This window comes from Desulfococcus sp. (assembly GCF_041737845.1).
Lineage (GTDB): Bacteria > Desulfobacterota > Desulfobacteria > Desulfobacterales > Desulfococcaceae > Desulfococcus.
Genome location: NZ_JBGSQX010000137.1, coordinates 1 through 14,800, shown reverse-complemented (window position 1 = coordinate 14,800; position 14,800 = coordinate 1). Strand labels below are relative to the sequence as shown.

The window sequence follows — 14,800 nt, the reverse complement described above, 5'->3', positions numbered from 1 at the left end:
CCCAGGCGGTTCATCCGGCCCGAGCCCGGCGCCCGGTAGGGCGGGTTGGAGACGACCAGGTCGACGGTCCCGCCAAGGTCCTCCGGCGCCACCTCCCTGAGGTCTTTGTGGAGAACCGCGATCCGGTCCGCCATGCCGTTCTCCCGGGCGTTATCCCGGGCCAGGCGGGCCAGCTCCTCCTGGACCTCGACCCCGGTGATGCGGTCCCCGGGGCGCTTGAAGGCCAGGATCAGGGGGATGATTCCGCACCCGGTTCCCAGATCGAGGACCTTCCGGGGCCTGGGGCTCCGGTTCGGGGGGCCGCCGCCCTCGGGGGCGGGACCCGCGCCCGCGGCGTGCTGGGCCAGGATGACGGCGTCGATGGAAAAACGGTACCCGTCCCGGTGCTGCCGGACCTGGATCCGCCCTTCGAAAAAGGTGTCCTCGGTGGTCTCCGTCACAGGGGGCCGACCTTGAACTTGATCTCTTTCACCAGCGGTTTCCCCAACGCGCGGTTGATCGTCGCGATCAGGTCCGGTTTCAGGAAATGGAGGTGGTGGATCCAGGTGGAGCTGCTCACGTGGACGATGAGCAGGTTCCCCCGGAACGCCGCGGCCCGGGTGTTTTCGGCAATGGCGGGGCCGACGGCCCCCTCCCACAGCTCCCATACCTTTACCAGTTCGCCGTCCCCCCCGTCCCGGTAGGCGGCAATCGCCTTCCTGAGGACGGCCGCAATGTGGGCCGGCTTCTTCAGGGGCTCCCGTTTGTCTTTCATGGCCTCCTCGCTTTCAGCCAGAGTGATCCTCGCGCACCGCTCCCTGATAGCACGTCTTTTCGCCGCCATGCCACCCTTTTGTGGCCCGAAGGGAGGGACGGCCCCCTTTCCCGCCGTTCCCCCCTTGACACCGGTTGGGGTTTCCGTCATAATTTTGAAATTAATCGCAATTATGGGTCGGGTAACGAGATCCCGGCCGTGAGGGATTTTTGGGATGAACAACCGTTTATGACGAGGGAGGATGTGTATGCGGAGCTTTTCCATCTATGATGTGTACTGCCGAAACGCCCGTCTTTACAAGGATCGGACCGCCGTGGCCGCAGGGGACCTGAGGGTCGGTTTTGAAGCGCTCCTCCGGGATGCGGATGCATTCGCGGCGGCCCTGGCCGCCCGGGGAATCGGCCCGGGGGACCGGGTGGCGGTCCTGGCCATGAACGACCACCGTTTCTTCACCCTGTTCGGCGCGGTATCGGCACTGGGGGCCGTCATCGTCCTTCTCAACTGGCGTCTCTCGGATGAGGAGCTATCCTTCATCTTGGGCGATTCCGGCGCCCGGTTGCTGATATCCGACGGAAACTTCGCCCCAAAAGCCGAGGCCCTGGCCGCAAAGGCCGGCGGCCTGACGACGATTTTCTGGGGCCAGGCCGGCGGGGAGGCCCTGGACATGGACCGGATGGCGGCGGATGCGGTCCGGTCCGGAGCGCCGGTTTTCCGCCCCGTCGCCGACGATGATCCCTTCTGCCTGATCTACACGGCCGCCGTGGACGGCCGGCCGAGGGGGGCCGTTCTCACCCACGGCAACATCGTCTCCGGCAACATGCAGACCGCCGTCACCATGGGCCTGACCCGGGAGGACGCCTACATCAACATGCTGCCCCTTTTCCACATCACCGGGCTCAACCTGTCCCTTTCGGTCATGCACGCGGGCGGCAAGAACGTGGTGATCGAAAAATTCGACGAGCACCAGGTCCTGGCCGAGACCGAGCGGGAGCGTGCGTCGGTGTGGGGGAGCTTCCCCCCCATGCTCGCCCGCCTGACCGATGCCGCCGGAAAAGACGGCCGGGACCTCTCGTCCCTCCGCCATGTCATGGGCCTCGACGGACCCGACAACATCCGGCCCTTCGAGGAGACGACCGGGGCCGTCTTCTGGATCCTCTACGGCCAGACCGAGACCTCGGGCCTGGTGACCTTCTCGCCGGCCATGGAGCGGCCGGGGTCGGCAGGCCGCATCGGGCCCCTCACGAAGGTCCGGCTGGTGGATGACGCCGACCGGGATGTCCCCCCCGGCGAGGTCGGAGAGATTCTCGTCCAGGGGCCCCTGGTCTTCCAGGGCTTCTGGAACCAGCCCGAGGTCACCGGGAAGACCTTCCGCGGCGGGTGGCACCACACCGGCGACAACGGCCGGCTCGACGAGGACGGCTATCTCTGGTTCAAAGGGCGGAAGCCGGAAAAGGAGCTCATCAAGCCCGGCGGCGAGAACGTCTATCCGGCGGAGGTGGAGGCCGTGGTCCTGGAGCACCCCGATGTCCGGGAGGTGTCGGTGATCGGCGTCCCGGACCCCGAATTCGGCGAAGGGATCAAGGCCGTCTGCGTCCTGGCCGAGGGGAGCACCCTCACGGCGGAGGGGCTCATGGCGTTTGTCGCCTCCCGGATCGCCCGCTACAAAAAGCCCCGCTATGTCGATTTCGTCGCCGTCCTGCCCAAAAAGGCCGACGGCGCCATCGACCGGGAAAAGGTCAAGGCGGACCACGGCGGATAGGGCGCGCCGCGCCGTCCGACCGATTCATCCCAACCTCCAGGCTAGAAAAAGGGAGTTCCATGCATATCACCTTTTATGGCGCCGCCCGCGAAGTCACCGGCTCCATGCACCTCATCACCAGCGAAACCGATCGGATCCTGCTCGACTGCGGCATGTTCCAGGGACGCCGCAAGGAGAGCGACCGGAAAAACCGCATCCTGCCGTTTGCTCCGGAAATCCTGACCAACGTGGTCCTTTCGCACGCCCACATCGACCATTCGGGCCGCATCCCCATGCTGGTCCGGGGCGGCTTCCACGGAAGGGTGGTCTGCACCCGCGCCACCGCCGACGCCTGCCAGTTCCTGCTCCTGGACAGCGCCTACATCCAGGAGTCGGATGCCAATTACCTCAACTACAAGACGGTGCGCGCGTCCCTCTCCCGCCTCCGCTCGGGCGCCACGTCGCGGCAGATCAGCAACCGGGAAATGGACGAGATCAAGGCCCTCCTGAAAAAGGACCGCCACGGCCTCAACCTCGATGCCATCAATGAACTCATGCGCAAATACCGGCTGGAAAGCGTCGAGCCCCTTTACACCATAGCGGAGGCCGAGGCCTCGCTTTCCAGCTTCGACGGCTACCCTTACGGGCACCCGGTGACCATCGGCACGAACGCCACCTGCACCTTCTACGAGGCCGGCCACATTCTGGGCTCGGCCTTTTCCATCATCAAGGCGCGGGAAAACGGGGCTGAATACACCATCGGGTATACCGGTGATATCGGGCGGTTCGACAAGCCCATCCTCAAGGACCCCACCCTCAAATTCAGGGAGGCGGACCGGAACCTCGACCTCCTGGTCATGGAGAGCACCTACGGAAACCGGCTCCACGAACCGGTCGAGGACCTGAAGCCGCAATTGAAGCGGGTGCTCCAGGAAACCTGGGACCGGCGGGGAACGGTGATCATTCCCTCATTTGCCTTCGGCCGGACCCAGGAGCTCATCTACGTGCTCCACGAACTTTACGACAGCGGCGAGATCCAGCGGGTGCCGGTCTACATCGACAGCCCCCTGGGAATCAAGCTGACCCAGGTGTTCGGGGAGCATCCCGAGGTTTACGACGAGGAGACCCAGAAAACCTTCCTCAAAAAAGGCAAGAACCCTTTCTCCTTCGGCCAGATCCGCTTCGTCCAGAGCGTCGAGGATTCCATGAAACTCATGCAGGAGACCCAGCCCCATATCGTCATCGCCTCCTCGGGCATGTGCGAGGGCGGCAGGATTCTCCACCACCTGCGGTACAAAATCCACAATCCCAGCAACACGATCCTCATCGTGGGCTACATGGCGCAGCACACTCTGGGCCGGCGGATTCTGGAGCAGGGCGAGGCCTACGAGGCCTCGGGGCGGTCCGGGGCCGCGCCGGTTGTCCGGTTTCTGAACAAGGAATACCCCTTGAAGGCCTACGTGACGAAAATCGGGGGCTTCAGCGGTCACGGAGACAGGAACGAGATGCTCCGATTCCTCAGAGAGTCGAACCTGATCATCAAGCGAATTGCGGTGGTCCACGGCGAGGAGGATCAGGCCAAGGCATTTGCCGACAGCCTGTCGGCGGAGGGATATCCGGTGACGCTGCCCTACCAGGGGCAGTCCATATGGATACGGTAAGTTTGACGGTTTCGCAAAAAGGCCGATATCTGCGTTACGCTTCCTCCCTCGTCACTGCGGCGTACTATCAGTACGCCTCATTCCTCAAGATTCGCAAGCCTTGATCTCGGCCTTTTTACAAAACCGTCTGATAATCGACTTTTTGCGGATCCATCAAGTTTACTTAAAGGAATAAGACCCATGAATGCTGTTGAATATCATCCCATCGGGATCATTCACACCCCCTTCAAGACGCCGGAGGGAACCCCCATTCAGCCCCCGGGCGGCATGGACGACTGCGCGGTGGTCGAGGTGTTTCCGGAGCATGTCGAGGGGCTCCGGGACATCGAGGGGTTCTCTCACATCATCCTCCTTTACCACTGCCACCTCTCCGGCCCGGTGCGGCTCACGGTCAAGCCCTTTCTCGACGACGCCCTCCACGGGCTGTTCGCCACCCGGGCCCCGGCCCGGCCCAATGCCATCGGCCTTTCGGTGGTGCGCCTCCTCCGGGTCGAGGGCGGGAGTCTTTTCATCCGGGAGGTGGACATCGTGGACGGGGCCCCGCTTTTGGACATCAAGCCCTACGTTCCCAAGTTCGACAGCCGCGCGTCCGAACGGACCGGCTGGATCGAAAAACAGGCGCATCGGACCGAGCAGGCGAGGGACGACGGCCGGTTCTCCGGCAAATAGCCCGACGGCCTGCGGTCCCGCTCCGCCGGGATGGATTCCTGGAAGGGGCAAGGCTGATACGTTCACAAAAAGTCGTTTTCCAGACGGTTTTGCACAAAGGCCGAGATCAAGGCTTGCGAATCCCGAGGAATGAGGCCTGCTTAGATTGCGGCGCAGTGACGAGGGATGAAGCGTAACACAGATATCGGCCTTTTTGCAAAACCGAGAAGGCCGGGGCTGAGGCGCACGGCAGGTTGCCCGCAGGTTATTTGGGCAGGTTCTTCTTGAATTTTTCCTGGATCTTGGCGAACAGCTCCTTCTGCTCCATTTCCTTCCGTGACTGGAACTTCTCGATCCGGTCCTTGAAATCCTTCCGGCTCGACTGAAATTTCTCGACCTCGTCCTTGAGGGAGTTGCCGGCTTCGTCCCGGGGGATCTCCTCGATCTTGATATGATCCCGGACGAACAGCCGGATGCCGAAAGGCCCTTCGACCATCTCGATGATGCCCAGGTCGTGGAGCTTTTTGCAGAGCATGTGGCTCTGCTCCAGGGAGAGGGTCAGGAGCCCGCAAACATCCTCGACCGACGGCGCCTCGACACCCGTGTGCGACAGAACGCGAACGGCCGAGACCATCAGGTGGGACAGAGAATAAAAATCCATCTTCCGCATGTTTCATTCATCCTTGCTTTTATTGGGCTTTTACTGGGCTTCCATTGGGCGTCAACTGGCTTTTCGCCCGGATGGCCGCGCCCGGGGAAGATACCATGCCACCGGTTTTTGTCAATTTAAAACCGCCGGGGTGATCCGTCCCTTGACATCAAAAACGGAGCGGAGTACAAATCCATGATTTGTTTCCAGCGACGATCCATTCTTCACGTCTGACATAAGATACACGTCTTTCGATCCAGGCATACAAACAGCACAGGGGGAAATGAAATGACCGAGATACTTGATGTAAAAGCGAGAGAGGTATTGGATTCCCGGGGGAATCCCACCGTAGAGGTTGATGTGGAGCTGGCCTGCGGGGCCATGGGCCGTGCCATCGTACCCTCGGGCGCCTCCACGGGCACGCGGGAGGCGCTTGAGCTTCGGGACGGCGATGCCGCCCGCTACCTGGGCAAGGGCGTCGCCAAGGCGGTCGACAACGTCATGAGCGAGATCGGTCCGGCCGTCCAGGGGATGGACGCCGCGGACCAGTATGCCCTGGACCAGCGCATGATCGAGATGGACGGCACCACCAACAAGTCCAAGCTGGGCGCCAACGCCATCCTGGGCGTCTCCATGGCGGCGGCCCGCGCCTCGGCCGAGGCTTACGGCCTGAGTCTCTATCGATACCTGGGCGGCGTGAACGCCCGGTTTCTCCCGGTGCCCATGATGAATGTCATCAACGGCGGGGCCCACGCGGCCAACAACCTCGATATCCAGGAATTCATGATCATCCCCTTCGGCGCCGACAGCATCGCCCACGCGGTCCGGATGGGCGCCGAGACCTTCCACGCCCTGAAGAAGATCCTGAAGGCGGAAGGACTCAACACGGCCGTGGGCGACGAGGGCGGGTTCGCGCCGGACCTGAAGTCCAATGAAGAGGCCGTCAAATACATCATCAAAGCCATCGAGGAGGCGGGCTATTCGCCCGGCAACGACATCGGCCTCGCCCTGGACGCGGCGGCCAGCGAGTTTTACAAGAACGGGAAATACCACCTGGCCTCCGAGGGCAAGAAGCTCTCGGCCGATGACATGATCGAATACTACGGCGATCTCGTCGCCCGATACCCGGTCCTCTCCATCGAGGACGGCCTGGCAGAGGAGGACTGGGAAGGCTGGGCCAAGATGACCGAAAGCCTGGGCATGGGGGTCCAGCTCGTGGGCGACGACGTGTTCGTCACCAACCCCGGGATTTTCAGCGACGGCATCGACAACGGCATCGCCAACTCCATCCTGATCAAGCTGAACCAGATCGGCACCGTGTCCGAAACCCTGGACGCCATCGCCATGGCCAACCAGGCCGGCTACACCACGGTCATCTCCCACCGCAGCGGCGAGAGCGAGGACACCTTCATCGCCGACCTGGCGGTGGCGGTCAATGCCGGGCAGATCAAGACCGGCTCCCTCTCCCGGACCGACCGGATCGCCAAGTACAACCAGCTCATCCGGATCGAAGAGGAACTGGGCGAAGGCGCCGTGTTCACCAAGACGATCTTCGTCGCGGAGTAAGACACTTCCTCCCGGGGCCGCAGCGGACGGCCCCCTGGCTGCGCGCCCGCCGAGGGTTTTCCGCGGTTTTCGACAGATCCAAAAACACCGATCCCTGCGGTCGACATGTGAAACAATGGAAACCAGGTTTGATCAGGCAAAAAAACCTGGTTTCTCATTGTGGAGAAATCATGGAGAGATAACATGGCCTGTGCGACAAAATACATTTTTGTGACCGGCGGCGTTTTGTCGTCATTGGGAAAGGGGCTGGCGTCGGCCGCCATCGGCGCCCTTCTGGAGAGCCGGGGGCTCCGGGTCACCATCCAGAAGCTCGACCCTTACATCAACGTGGACCCGGGGACCATGAACCCCTTCCAGCACGGCGAGGTCTTCGTGACCGACGACGGTGCGGAGACCGACCTGGACCTGGGTCACTATGAACGGTTCACCAGCGCGGTGATGGGGAAGAAGAACAATTTCACCACCGGCCGCATCTACCATTCGGTCATCAGCAAGGAGCGGCGGGGGGACTACCTGGGCGGCACGGTCCAGGTCATCCCCCACATCACCGACGAGATCAAGGAGAGCATCCGGCTGGCGGCCGACGGCGTGGACGTGGTCATCGTCGAGATCGGCGGCACCATCGGCGACATCGAGAGCCTCCCGTTCCTGGAGGCGATCCGGCAGTTCAAGGCCGACGCGGGTTCAGACAACGTCTGCTACATCCACCTGACCCTGGTGCCCTACATCGCCACCGCGGGCGAGGTGAAGACCAAGCCGACCCAGCACAGCGTCAAGGAGCTCCGCAGCATCGGCATCCAGCCCCACATCCTCCTGTGCCGGACCTCCTGCCCCCTGGACGACGGCATCAAGTCCAAGATCGCCCTGTTCTGCAACGTCGACAAGAAGATGGTCATCACGGCCAAGGATGTGGACTGTATCTACGAGGTGCCCCTGGGCTTCCACGACGAGGGGCTGGACGACCGGATCATGGAGACCCTCAACATCTGGACCCGGGCCCCCCGTCTCGAGGCGTGGGAGGACTTTGTCCGGCGCTACAAGTCCCCGGCCCACGAGGTGACCATCGCCATCGTGGGCAAATACGTGGACCTCATCGAATCGTACAAGAGCCTCAACGAGGCCCTCTACCACGGAGGGGTCCCCAACAGCGCCAGGGTCCGACTGGCCTTCATGGATTCGGAGGCCATCACGGCGGAGACCTGCGACGAAAAGCTGGGGTGCGCCGACGGCATCCTGGTTCCCGGCGGGTTCGGTTCCCGGGGGGTGGAGGGGAAGATCCTCGCCGCGAACTACGCCCGGACCCGTAAGGTCCCCTATTTCGGCATCTGCCTCGGCATGCAGATCGCGGTGATCGAGTTCGCCCGGAACGTGGGCGGCATGCCCAACGCCCACAGCTCGGAGTTCGACAGGGAGACGCCCGATCCGGTGATCTACCTGATGCGGGAATGGTACGACGAAAAGACGGGAACGGTCCAGACCCGGGACGTCAACTCGGCCAAGGGCGGCACCATGCGCCTCGGCGCCTACCCTTGCAGGCTGGAAAAGGACACCCTGGCCTTTGCCGCCTACGGGCAGGAGATGATCTCCGAGCGGCACCGGCACCGGTACGAGTTCAACAACGCATATCTGGACCGTCTGGTCGAGAGCGGGCTGGTGGTGAGCGGCATCTATCCCGAGGGCAAGCTGGTGGAGATCGTCGAACTCACGGACCACCCCTGGTATCTGGGGTGCCAGTTCCACCCCGAGTTCAAGTCCCGGCCCATGGCGCCCCACCCGCTCTTCACCGCGTTCATCGGCGCGGCCCTGGCCCAGGCCCGGCGGGAGGGCAGGGCGGCCGGCGGGGAATAGCCCGCCGGGATCATCCGGCGGCCAGCACCCTGCGCGCCTCCTCGCGGCCGGACGGCGTCAGGAAGGCGGTGTCCATGAGGCGGGCCAGCTTCCCCTCGCCGACGGCCTCTTTTTTTTGCTGCTCCGAGAGGTTCTCGATGAGGTCGGCGTCGTAGACGACCTTGAAGTTGAGGGTCTCCTCGGGCCGCGGATGATGGTGGTGCCCCACGATGTCGCAGACCTCCTCGATGAGCGCAGCCTCCGCCCCCAGCTTCTCCAGGATCGACCGGGCGATGGGCGGACCCTCGGCCTCCTGGTGGGCGGCGGCCGTGCTGCCGTGGCGCCTTTCCGCCTCGTGGATCCCGATGTCGTGGAGGTAGGCCGCCGACATGATCACGGCGATGTCTGCGCCCTCCTGCTTCCCGATGGCCTCGGCATACCGCGCCACCCGGGTGGCGTGCCCGATCCGCTTGAAATCCGTCTTGAAATACTTCTTCATCTCGACGGCCACCTTGTCCTTGAGCAGATTCTCCCGCTGGGCCATGAGCTCGGGGGCGAGGTCGCCGATGCACTGCTTGGCGTATTTGCAGTAGGCCGCGCACCCGAAGTCCATCTTCGGGTTGGGGAACCGGTGGCCGCAGTGCTCGCACTTCCGGGCCGAGTCGTCCTTGAAAAACTCCACGCTCCGCCCGCATTCAGGGCATTTCACCTCGAAGATGGCATCGTCTTTCCAATACTGGGTATCCTGTCCCGGACATTTCATGGCATGGTCCTCCTTAAGGGATCGTCACCGGCGCTATCCTCGGATGACCGCCGGCGGCATGTATTCTGATTCGGATGAGATCGGCATCCATGACAGGGGGTATACAAGATAACTATGGGGATGGGTTTGACTTAAATCAAATCGGGGGGAGATCATGACGAAGACGGATCGTAAACAGGCATTCGTGTCGGAGGCCATCACGCCTGTCGGGGCGGCCGCGGATACGGAAGCGATGGCAGGGGGCGGGCCGGGCCTGCCCCGCGCCTTTGCCTGGCGCGGCGAAACGATTGTCATCGCCGCAGTCCTGCGCACATGGCGGGAGACCGGATCCTGCCGGCACGGCAGCCCCGAGGTCTATGTAAGGAAGCACTGGTTCGAGGTGGTGACCCCGGCAAACCGGACGGCGAAAATCTATTTTGACCGGCAGCCCCGCGGCCCCAAGTCCATCCCCCGGTGGTGGCTCTTCAGCATCGACGGCGGGAAGGACTGAACGCCCTTGGCCGCCGTACCGCGCGGCGGGCGGGTCTTGGGTGAACCCGGACATCGGCCCGGCGCACCAACGGAGGCATTCCAAACATGGTTTTCAGGTATTTTCTGGCCTGGTTCGGCATGATGATACTGGCCGTGCTCAACGGCGGCATCCGGGACGGCCTTTACAAATCCCGCGCAGGCGATCTCGCCGCACATCAGATCTCAACCCTTATTCTCCTTGCGCTGTTTGCGGCATACTTCCGCCTGCTGTCGTCCATCTGGCCGATCGCGTCCGCCGGCCAGGCCTGGACGATCGGCCTGATGTGGCTCGTCATGACGCTGGCGTTCGAGGTCGGGCTGGGCCGCCTGATCCTTGGAAACCCCTGGCGCGCAGTGCTCCACGAATACAATATCCTTGCGGGCCGGGTGTGGGTGTTCATTCCGCTGTGGACCCTGATGGGCCCCTATGTCTGTTTTCGGCTCCAGCAGGCGCCGTGATTGCCGGCCGGCAGAGTCTGTTTTCCGGGTGCCCCGTATTGTGGGGGGCAAAAAGCGCCTCGAACGCGGGGCGGTCAGGCTGTGACCGACAGGAAGGTGCCCAAGGGCCGCTGGAACCAGAGGGTGAAGAATTTGATGCCGATGACGTAGCACCGGCATCCGCCGTCGGTCGTGCCGCGGCAGTAGACGACGTGGGCCGTGGCGTGGAGGATGTCGCTTTCGATCTTGATGAGCTGCGATTCCCTCAGCATCTCGTGGGCATCGATCTGCATGCCCAGGGGCGACAGGTCGCGGATGTGCCCGGTGAAGCCGTGCTGGGGCCAGGCGGTGTAAAAGGTGACCCTGCTGCGCTGGGCGATCCGCTTGACGGCCCGCCGCTGCCGGTCATTGAGGCATGCCGCTTCCGCCACCGGGTTCAACGGGCTCCGGCAGCAGCAGCAGCGCCTTTCGGTTCCCGCCCGGAGTTCGCCTGTTTGTGACATCCTGCAGAATGCGCAGGAACAGGTGGGCATGGACATCCGGTTTTGATATTCCGCGCATTCGTTTTTCCAGCGGGTCTCCCCTGGTTTCAGGATGTCCGGGCCCATTTCCGCCGTCATTTCTTGCGACCGCAGCAGTTCCCTGTCGTAGCGGACCCGTTTTTCAGGGTGGGTGAGGGTCTCGTAAGCAAGGTTGATCAACGCCGCCCGGCTGTCATCCCCGCCCATGTCCGGGTGGCGTTTCAGCTTCAGCATCAGGGTCCGGTAGCTCGACTTGATGATCTCGGCCGGTGCGTCCGGTTGAACATGAAGCAGTTTGTAGTAATTCTCACGATTTTTCATCCACAGCCTCGTGATTGCATCCACAGAGCGGACCGCAGTCCAAGATTTCCCCGAATAAATTACATTTCAATATCTCATAGCATGGATCAAAACAGTGCGCAAATACCCATCCTGCAACCAATCACCGTTTTTTTCGAAAGAAACCCCGCAAAGTTGATCATTTGTTGCGACTGGATCCTTGACCCGGATCGATGCGGCCAATCGGGCGGGCTGGCTTTTTTCCCGGGAAAGAATGGCCCGGAGAAGGTCGACTTCAGATGGAAAGCCCTGACGGAGAGGCTTTTCCACGGGGATCAGATGCGGGTTTTTGAGGGCCGTGACGGGGATGCATAAAAAAATGATTGACAACTAAATGAACGGCATGGCAAGGTACTGAACGACCGCTCGTTCAGTATTGGCTTTGAGGCTGTCTTCAAGAAGAAGAAAAAGATGGCGCGTGAATACGTTAAAAACAATAAAAAAAATATTTTATAAAGCTGTTCGGCATAATGGCAGTGTCTGAAATGAAGCCCGCAGGCTGATGTTTCAAGGCAACGGGAAAACCATCAAAACGGAGGTAGGGGAATGTCGTTGGAAAGCGTATACAGAGAAGCGATGGCGGTAAACACCATCACGGACATGGGAAAAAGGGAAGTTGCGGCAAAGGCGTTTTTTGAAAAACTGAACAATACCGAATTGCCCGCGAAATTCAACTGGGCCAAGGAGATCTTTGAAGGGCTTCACGTCAAGGAGAGGGGCGACCAGCTCGCCTTGATCTGGACGGATCTCGATACGGATGCCGAGCAGCAGTTCACCTTCAAGGAGATGGCTGCCAACGGAAATAAATTTTTGAATTTCTTGAGAAAAAAAGGCGTTGCACAGGGAAACAACCTTTACATGCTGACTCCCATCGTCCCGGAAACATGGTTTGCCACCTTTGCAGGGCTCAAGGGCGGCCTTGTGTCGGTGCCCACCGCCACCAGCATGACGGAGAGGGAGATTCAATTCCGCTTTGAAGCCTACAAACCCGATGTCGTCATCTCTTTTGAAGGGCTCACGGGGCTCGTGGACGACGCCCTGAAAAAAGCCAACTGCGTGCCCAAGGCGAAGATCGTGCTGGGAGAGAAGGCCGGATGGACGTCCTATACCGACATCGATCAGGAATCCCCTGAAGCGGCGGCTGCGGACGTGGGCAAGGATGACGTTCTCTTCTGCTTCTTTACGTCCGGAACGACCGGCCTTCCCAAGAGGGTGGGGCACAGCGCCGTCTCATACCCCGTCGGCCACCTCTCGACCGCCGTCATCCAGGGGTTGGAGCCCGGCAACGTGCACCACAACCTGAGCGCTCCCGGCTGGGCGAAATGGGCGTGGAGCAGCTTCTTCGCGCCGTTGAACGTGGGCGCGACAGCTACGGGGTTTGCGTTCAAGGCCCTCAATGTTCAGAAATACGTCGCCACTGTCGCCAAATACAAGGTAAACTCCTTCTGCGCGCCGCCCACCGCCTGGCGCGCCTTTGTTGGGCTGGATCTCACCAAGTATGATTTCAGCGCCATGAAATACTCCCTGAGTGCGGGCGAGCCCCTGAACCCCGAGGTCATTGAACAGTGGAAGAAAGCCACCGGCACCGAGATCCGGGATTTCTACGGCCAGACCGAATCGACGGCCATGATCGGCAACCCGCCCTGGATGGAAGGCAAGATGCGCTTCGGCTCCTTCGGGTATCCTTCCTACATGTACGACGTGATCCTGACGGATGATGAGGGCAAGGAGATCACGACGCCCGACGAACCCGGACATATCACCATCCGCTTGAGCAAGTGGCGGGCACTCGGTCTTTTCCAGGAATATATCGATGATACGGCGAAAACACAGGCCGCATTCAACAACAACCTTTATTTCACCGGCGACAAGGCATCTTTTGATGCCGACGGATACTGGTGGTTCATCGGCCGGTCCGACGATGTCATCAAATCCTCCGACTTCCGGGTAGGCCCCTTCGAGGTGGAAAGCGCCCTGATCGAGCATCCCGCCGTCATGGAAGCCGCCGTCGTGGGAACCCCCGACCCCGAACGGTATCAGCTCGTCAAAGCCTATGTTATCCTTGGCCAGGGATACGCCCCCTCCCGGGAACTGGCCCTGGAGTTGTTCCAGCACACCATCAACGTGCTGGCCAAGTTCAAGATCCCGAGAATCATTCAGTTCGTGACGGAGCTGCCCAAGACCATCAGCGGCAAGATCCGGCGCGTGGAGCTGAGAGAAGACGAAGAGAAGAAGAAAAAAGAAGACGCCTCTCTGCCGAACGAGTACTTCTACCATGAGTTCCCGGAACTGAGTTCCAAGAAGAAAAAGTAGTCGACTTCCGTCCACATCCACCCGGAAACGAAGGGGGTGCGCATTGCGCGGCCCCCGTTTCCGGGTTCCTCCCATCTCCGTTCCCTGTCCTGCCGGGAACGCGTCATCATGCCTGTCGGCGGTGTCAGCCGCGGTGAATTGCATAGAAAAACGTTGAATTTGCACTAAAATGCCAATATGGTTCGGGTCTATCCGGCCGGACAACCTGCGGAATCCGGCGCCGTTGGCGGTGATGGCAATGAAATGAAGGGGGCAACGGATAAGAAAAGCCGTCACCTGCCTCGTTCCAGCCACCCATTTCTATCCGGAGGTCAAGGTGACGCTGTACCTTTTTGTTTGCATGGTCAATCACAGTTTTTTTTTAGGACAAGGTTGGTTTCAATCCACGCCCCCGCGCGGGGGGCGACCCGGGGTTTTGAATTTCGTGGTGGTTTTTTTGAGTTTCAATCCACGCCCCCGCGCGGGGGCGACAGGTTTCCGCAGAGGAGCTGCGCCAGCAAATGGGCGTTTCAATCCACGCCCCCGCGCGGGGGGCGACCCCGAAGGAGGAGATCTTGCAGCCGTTGTACTTGTCGTTTCAATCCACGCCCCCGCGCGGGGGGCGACCCCGGAGCGGGTCTATACCTTGGAGCGCGAGGGAGTTTCAATCCACGCCCCCGCGCGGGGGGCGACACGCCGGGCCGCTCATCCTGGATCAGCATGAGGGTGTTTCAATCCACGCCCCCGCGCGGGGGGCGACACGCTATGGCTTGATGGTGACACCATCTCAGACAGCGTTTCAATCCACGCCCCCGCGCGGGGGGCGACATTGCGGCGATCAAGGCCGTGGAGCTGGGGATATGTTTCAATCCACGCCCCCGCGCGGGGGGCGACGCATCTTGTTGGATTGTTTTTGGGTCCGTCGAGCTTGTTTCAATCCACGCCCCCGCGCGGGGGGCGACATACGCCGGTATCCGGGACCCGAAGACGGAGCCGTGGGTTTCAATCCACGCCCCCGCGCGGGGGGCGACTTGCTACATATATTATATGGAAGTGCGGATTCAGCGTTTCAATCCACGCCCCCGCGCGGGGGG

The 14,800-nt window shown here is 61.6% G+C and carries 13 protein-coding genes and 1 CRISPR repeat array; of the genes, 8 read left to right on the top strand and 5 right to left on the bottom strand.

All coding sequences use genetic code 11. From position 1 onward, the window contains the following. Both ACEW8N_RS16035 and ACEW8N_RS16030 read right to left on the bottom strand, forming a co-directional pair. Positions 1-440 (bottom strand): tRNA1(Val) (adenine(37)-N6)-methyltransferase (locus tag ACEW8N_RS16035; RefSeq protein WP_373500854.1); only part of this gene is annotated, 440 nt, incomplete at its 3' end. Next, positions 437-754 (bottom strand): DUF721 domain-containing protein, encoded by a 318-nt coding sequence (locus tag ACEW8N_RS16030; RefSeq protein WP_373500853.1) that lies wholly within the window; start codon positions 752-754, stop codon positions 437-439. The genes ACEW8N_RS16030 and ACEW8N_RS16035, both read right to left, overlap by 4 nt. Positions 755-1,001: 247 nt before the next feature. Here ACEW8N_RS16030 and ACEW8N_RS16025 point away from each other — a divergent pair, with 247 nt between their 5' ends. From ACEW8N_RS16025 to tsaA, 3 genes are all read left to right on the top strand, one after another. Next, positions 1,002-2,513 carry an AMP-binding protein gene (locus ACEW8N_RS16025; protein WP_373500852.1) on the top strand — a complete coding sequence of 504 codons (1,512 nt, stop codon included), beginning with the start codon at positions 1,002-1,004 and terminating at the stop codon, positions 2,511-2,513. A 59-nt stretch (positions 2,514-2,572) separates the two neighbouring features. Next, the gene (locus tag ACEW8N_RS16020) at positions 2,573-4,153 is read left to right on the top strand and encodes an MBL fold metallo-hydrolase RNA specificity domain-containing protein (RefSeq protein ID WP_373500851.1); all 1,581 of its coding nucleotides are present in this window, start codon (positions 2,573-2,575) and stop codon (positions 4,151-4,153) included. 180 nt (positions 4,154-4,333) lie between these two features. Beyond that, positions 4,334-4,822: a tRNA (N6-threonylcarbamoyladenosine(37)-N6)-methyltransferase TrmO gene (tsaA, locus tag ACEW8N_RS16015; protein WP_373500850.1), complete on the top strand. Its 489-nt coding sequence runs from the start codon at positions 4,334-4,336 to the stop codon at positions 4,820-4,822. A 244-nt stretch (positions 4,823-5,066) separates the two neighbouring features. Here tsaA and ACEW8N_RS16010 read toward each other — a convergent pair whose 3' ends face one another. After that, positions 5,067-5,471 carry a hypothetical protein gene (locus ACEW8N_RS16010; RefSeq protein ID WP_373500849.1) on the bottom strand — a complete coding sequence of 135 codons (405 nt, stop codon included), beginning with the start codon at positions 5,469-5,471 and terminating at the stop codon, positions 5,067-5,069. A 267-nt stretch (positions 5,472-5,738) separates the two neighbouring features. On the opposite strand from ACEW8N_RS16010, the gene eno reads away from it, so the two are divergent. Together eno and ACEW8N_RS16000 are read left to right on the top strand one after the other, a co-directional pair. Next, positions 5,739-7,016 (top strand): phosphopyruvate hydratase, encoded by a 1,278-nt coding sequence (gene eno, locus ACEW8N_RS16005; RefSeq protein WP_373500848.1) that lies wholly within the window; start codon positions 5,739-5,741, stop codon positions 7,014-7,016. 183 nt (positions 7,017-7,199) lie between these two features. Then, entirely contained in the window at positions 7,200-8,864 is a 1,665-nt protein-coding gene (locus ACEW8N_RS16000; RefSeq protein WP_373500847.1) for a CTP synthase, read from the top strand. Positions 8,865-8,874: 10 nt separating this feature from the next. On the opposite strand, the gene ACEW8N_RS15995 is transcribed toward ACEW8N_RS16000, so the two are convergent. Then, complete coding sequence (locus tag ACEW8N_RS15995; protein ID WP_373500846.1) at positions 8,875-9,606, bottom strand: HD domain-containing protein; 732 nt, start codon at positions 9,604-9,606, stop codon at positions 8,875-8,877. Positions 9,607-9,760: 154 nt separating this feature from the next. Here ACEW8N_RS15995 and ACEW8N_RS15990 point away from each other — a divergent pair, with 154 nt between their 5' ends. Next, positions 9,761-10,096 carry a DUF6504 family protein gene (locus ACEW8N_RS15990; RefSeq protein ID WP_373500845.1) on the top strand — a complete coding sequence of 112 codons (336 nt, stop codon included), beginning with the start codon at positions 9,761-9,763 and terminating at the stop codon, positions 10,094-10,096. Positions 10,097-10,182: 86 nt separating this feature from the next. Further along, positions 10,183-10,575: a hypothetical protein gene (locus tag ACEW8N_RS15985; RefSeq protein WP_373500844.1), complete on the top strand. Its 393-nt coding sequence runs from the start codon at positions 10,183-10,185 to the stop codon at positions 10,573-10,575. Between the two features lie 74 nt (positions 10,576-10,649). On the opposite strand, the gene ACEW8N_RS15980 is transcribed toward ACEW8N_RS15985, so the two are convergent. After that, on the bottom strand, positions 10,650-11,396 hold the full coding sequence (locus ACEW8N_RS15980) for a DnaJ domain-containing protein (protein ID WP_373500843.1): 747 nt from the start codon (positions 11,394-11,396) through the stop codon (positions 10,650-10,652). Between the two features lie 564 nt (positions 11,397-11,960). On the opposite strand from ACEW8N_RS15980, the gene ACEW8N_RS15975 reads away from it, so the two are divergent. Next, positions 11,961-13,727, top strand: a complete 1,767-nt coding sequence (locus tag ACEW8N_RS15975) for an AMP-binding protein (RefSeq protein WP_373500842.1) — start codon at positions 11,961-11,963, stop codon at positions 13,725-13,727. A gap of 375 nt (positions 13,728-14,102) precedes the next feature. After that, positions 14,103-14,800: a CRISPR direct-repeat array (repeat unit 28 nt; unit sequence GTTTCAATCCACGCCCCCGCGCGGGGGG).

Excerpts from the sequence above, each read along its gene's own strand:
- ACEW8N_RS16030 (WP_373500853.1), bottom strand. The coding sequence starts at position 754 with ATGAAAGACAAACGGGAGCCCCTGAAGAAGCCGGCCCACATTGCGGCC.
- ACEW8N_RS16025 (WP_373500852.1), top strand. The coding sequence starts at position 1,002 with ATGCGGAGCTTTTCCATCTATGATGTGTACTGCCGAAACGCCCGTCTT.
- ACEW8N_RS16020 (WP_373500851.1), top strand. The coding sequence starts at position 2,573 with ATGCATATCACCTTTTATGGCGCCGCCCGCGAAGTCACCGGCTCCATG.
- tsaA (WP_373500850.1), top strand. The coding sequence starts at position 4,334 with ATGAATGCTGTTGAATATCATCCCATCGGGATCATTCACACCCCCTTC.
- ACEW8N_RS16010 (WP_373500849.1), bottom strand. The coding sequence starts at position 5,471 with ATGCGGAAGATGGATTTTTATTCTCTGTCCCACCTGATGGTCTCGGCC.
- eno (WP_373500848.1), top strand. The coding sequence starts at position 5,739 with ATGACCGAGATACTTGATGTAAAAGCGAGAGAGGTATTGGATTCCCGG.
- ACEW8N_RS16000 (WP_373500847.1), top strand. The coding sequence starts at position 7,200 with ATGGCCTGTGCGACAAAATACATTTTTGTGACCGGCGGCGTTTTGTCG.
- ACEW8N_RS15995 (WP_373500846.1), bottom strand. The coding sequence starts at position 9,606 with ATGAAATGTCCGGGACAGGATACCCAGTATTGGAAAGACGATGCCATC.
- ACEW8N_RS15990 (WP_373500845.1), top strand. The coding sequence starts at position 9,761 with ATGACGAAGACGGATCGTAAACAGGCATTCGTGTCGGAGGCCATCACG.
- ACEW8N_RS15985 (WP_373500844.1), top strand. The coding sequence starts at position 10,183 with ATGGTTTTCAGGTATTTTCTGGCCTGGTTCGGCATGATGATACTGGCC.
- ACEW8N_RS15980 (WP_373500843.1), bottom strand. The coding sequence starts at position 11,396 with ATGAAAAATCGTGAGAATTACTACAAACTGCTTCATGTTCAACCGGAC.
- ACEW8N_RS15975 (WP_373500842.1), top strand. The coding sequence starts at position 11,961 with ATGTCGTTGGAAAGCGTATACAGAGAAGCGATGGCGGTAAACACCATC.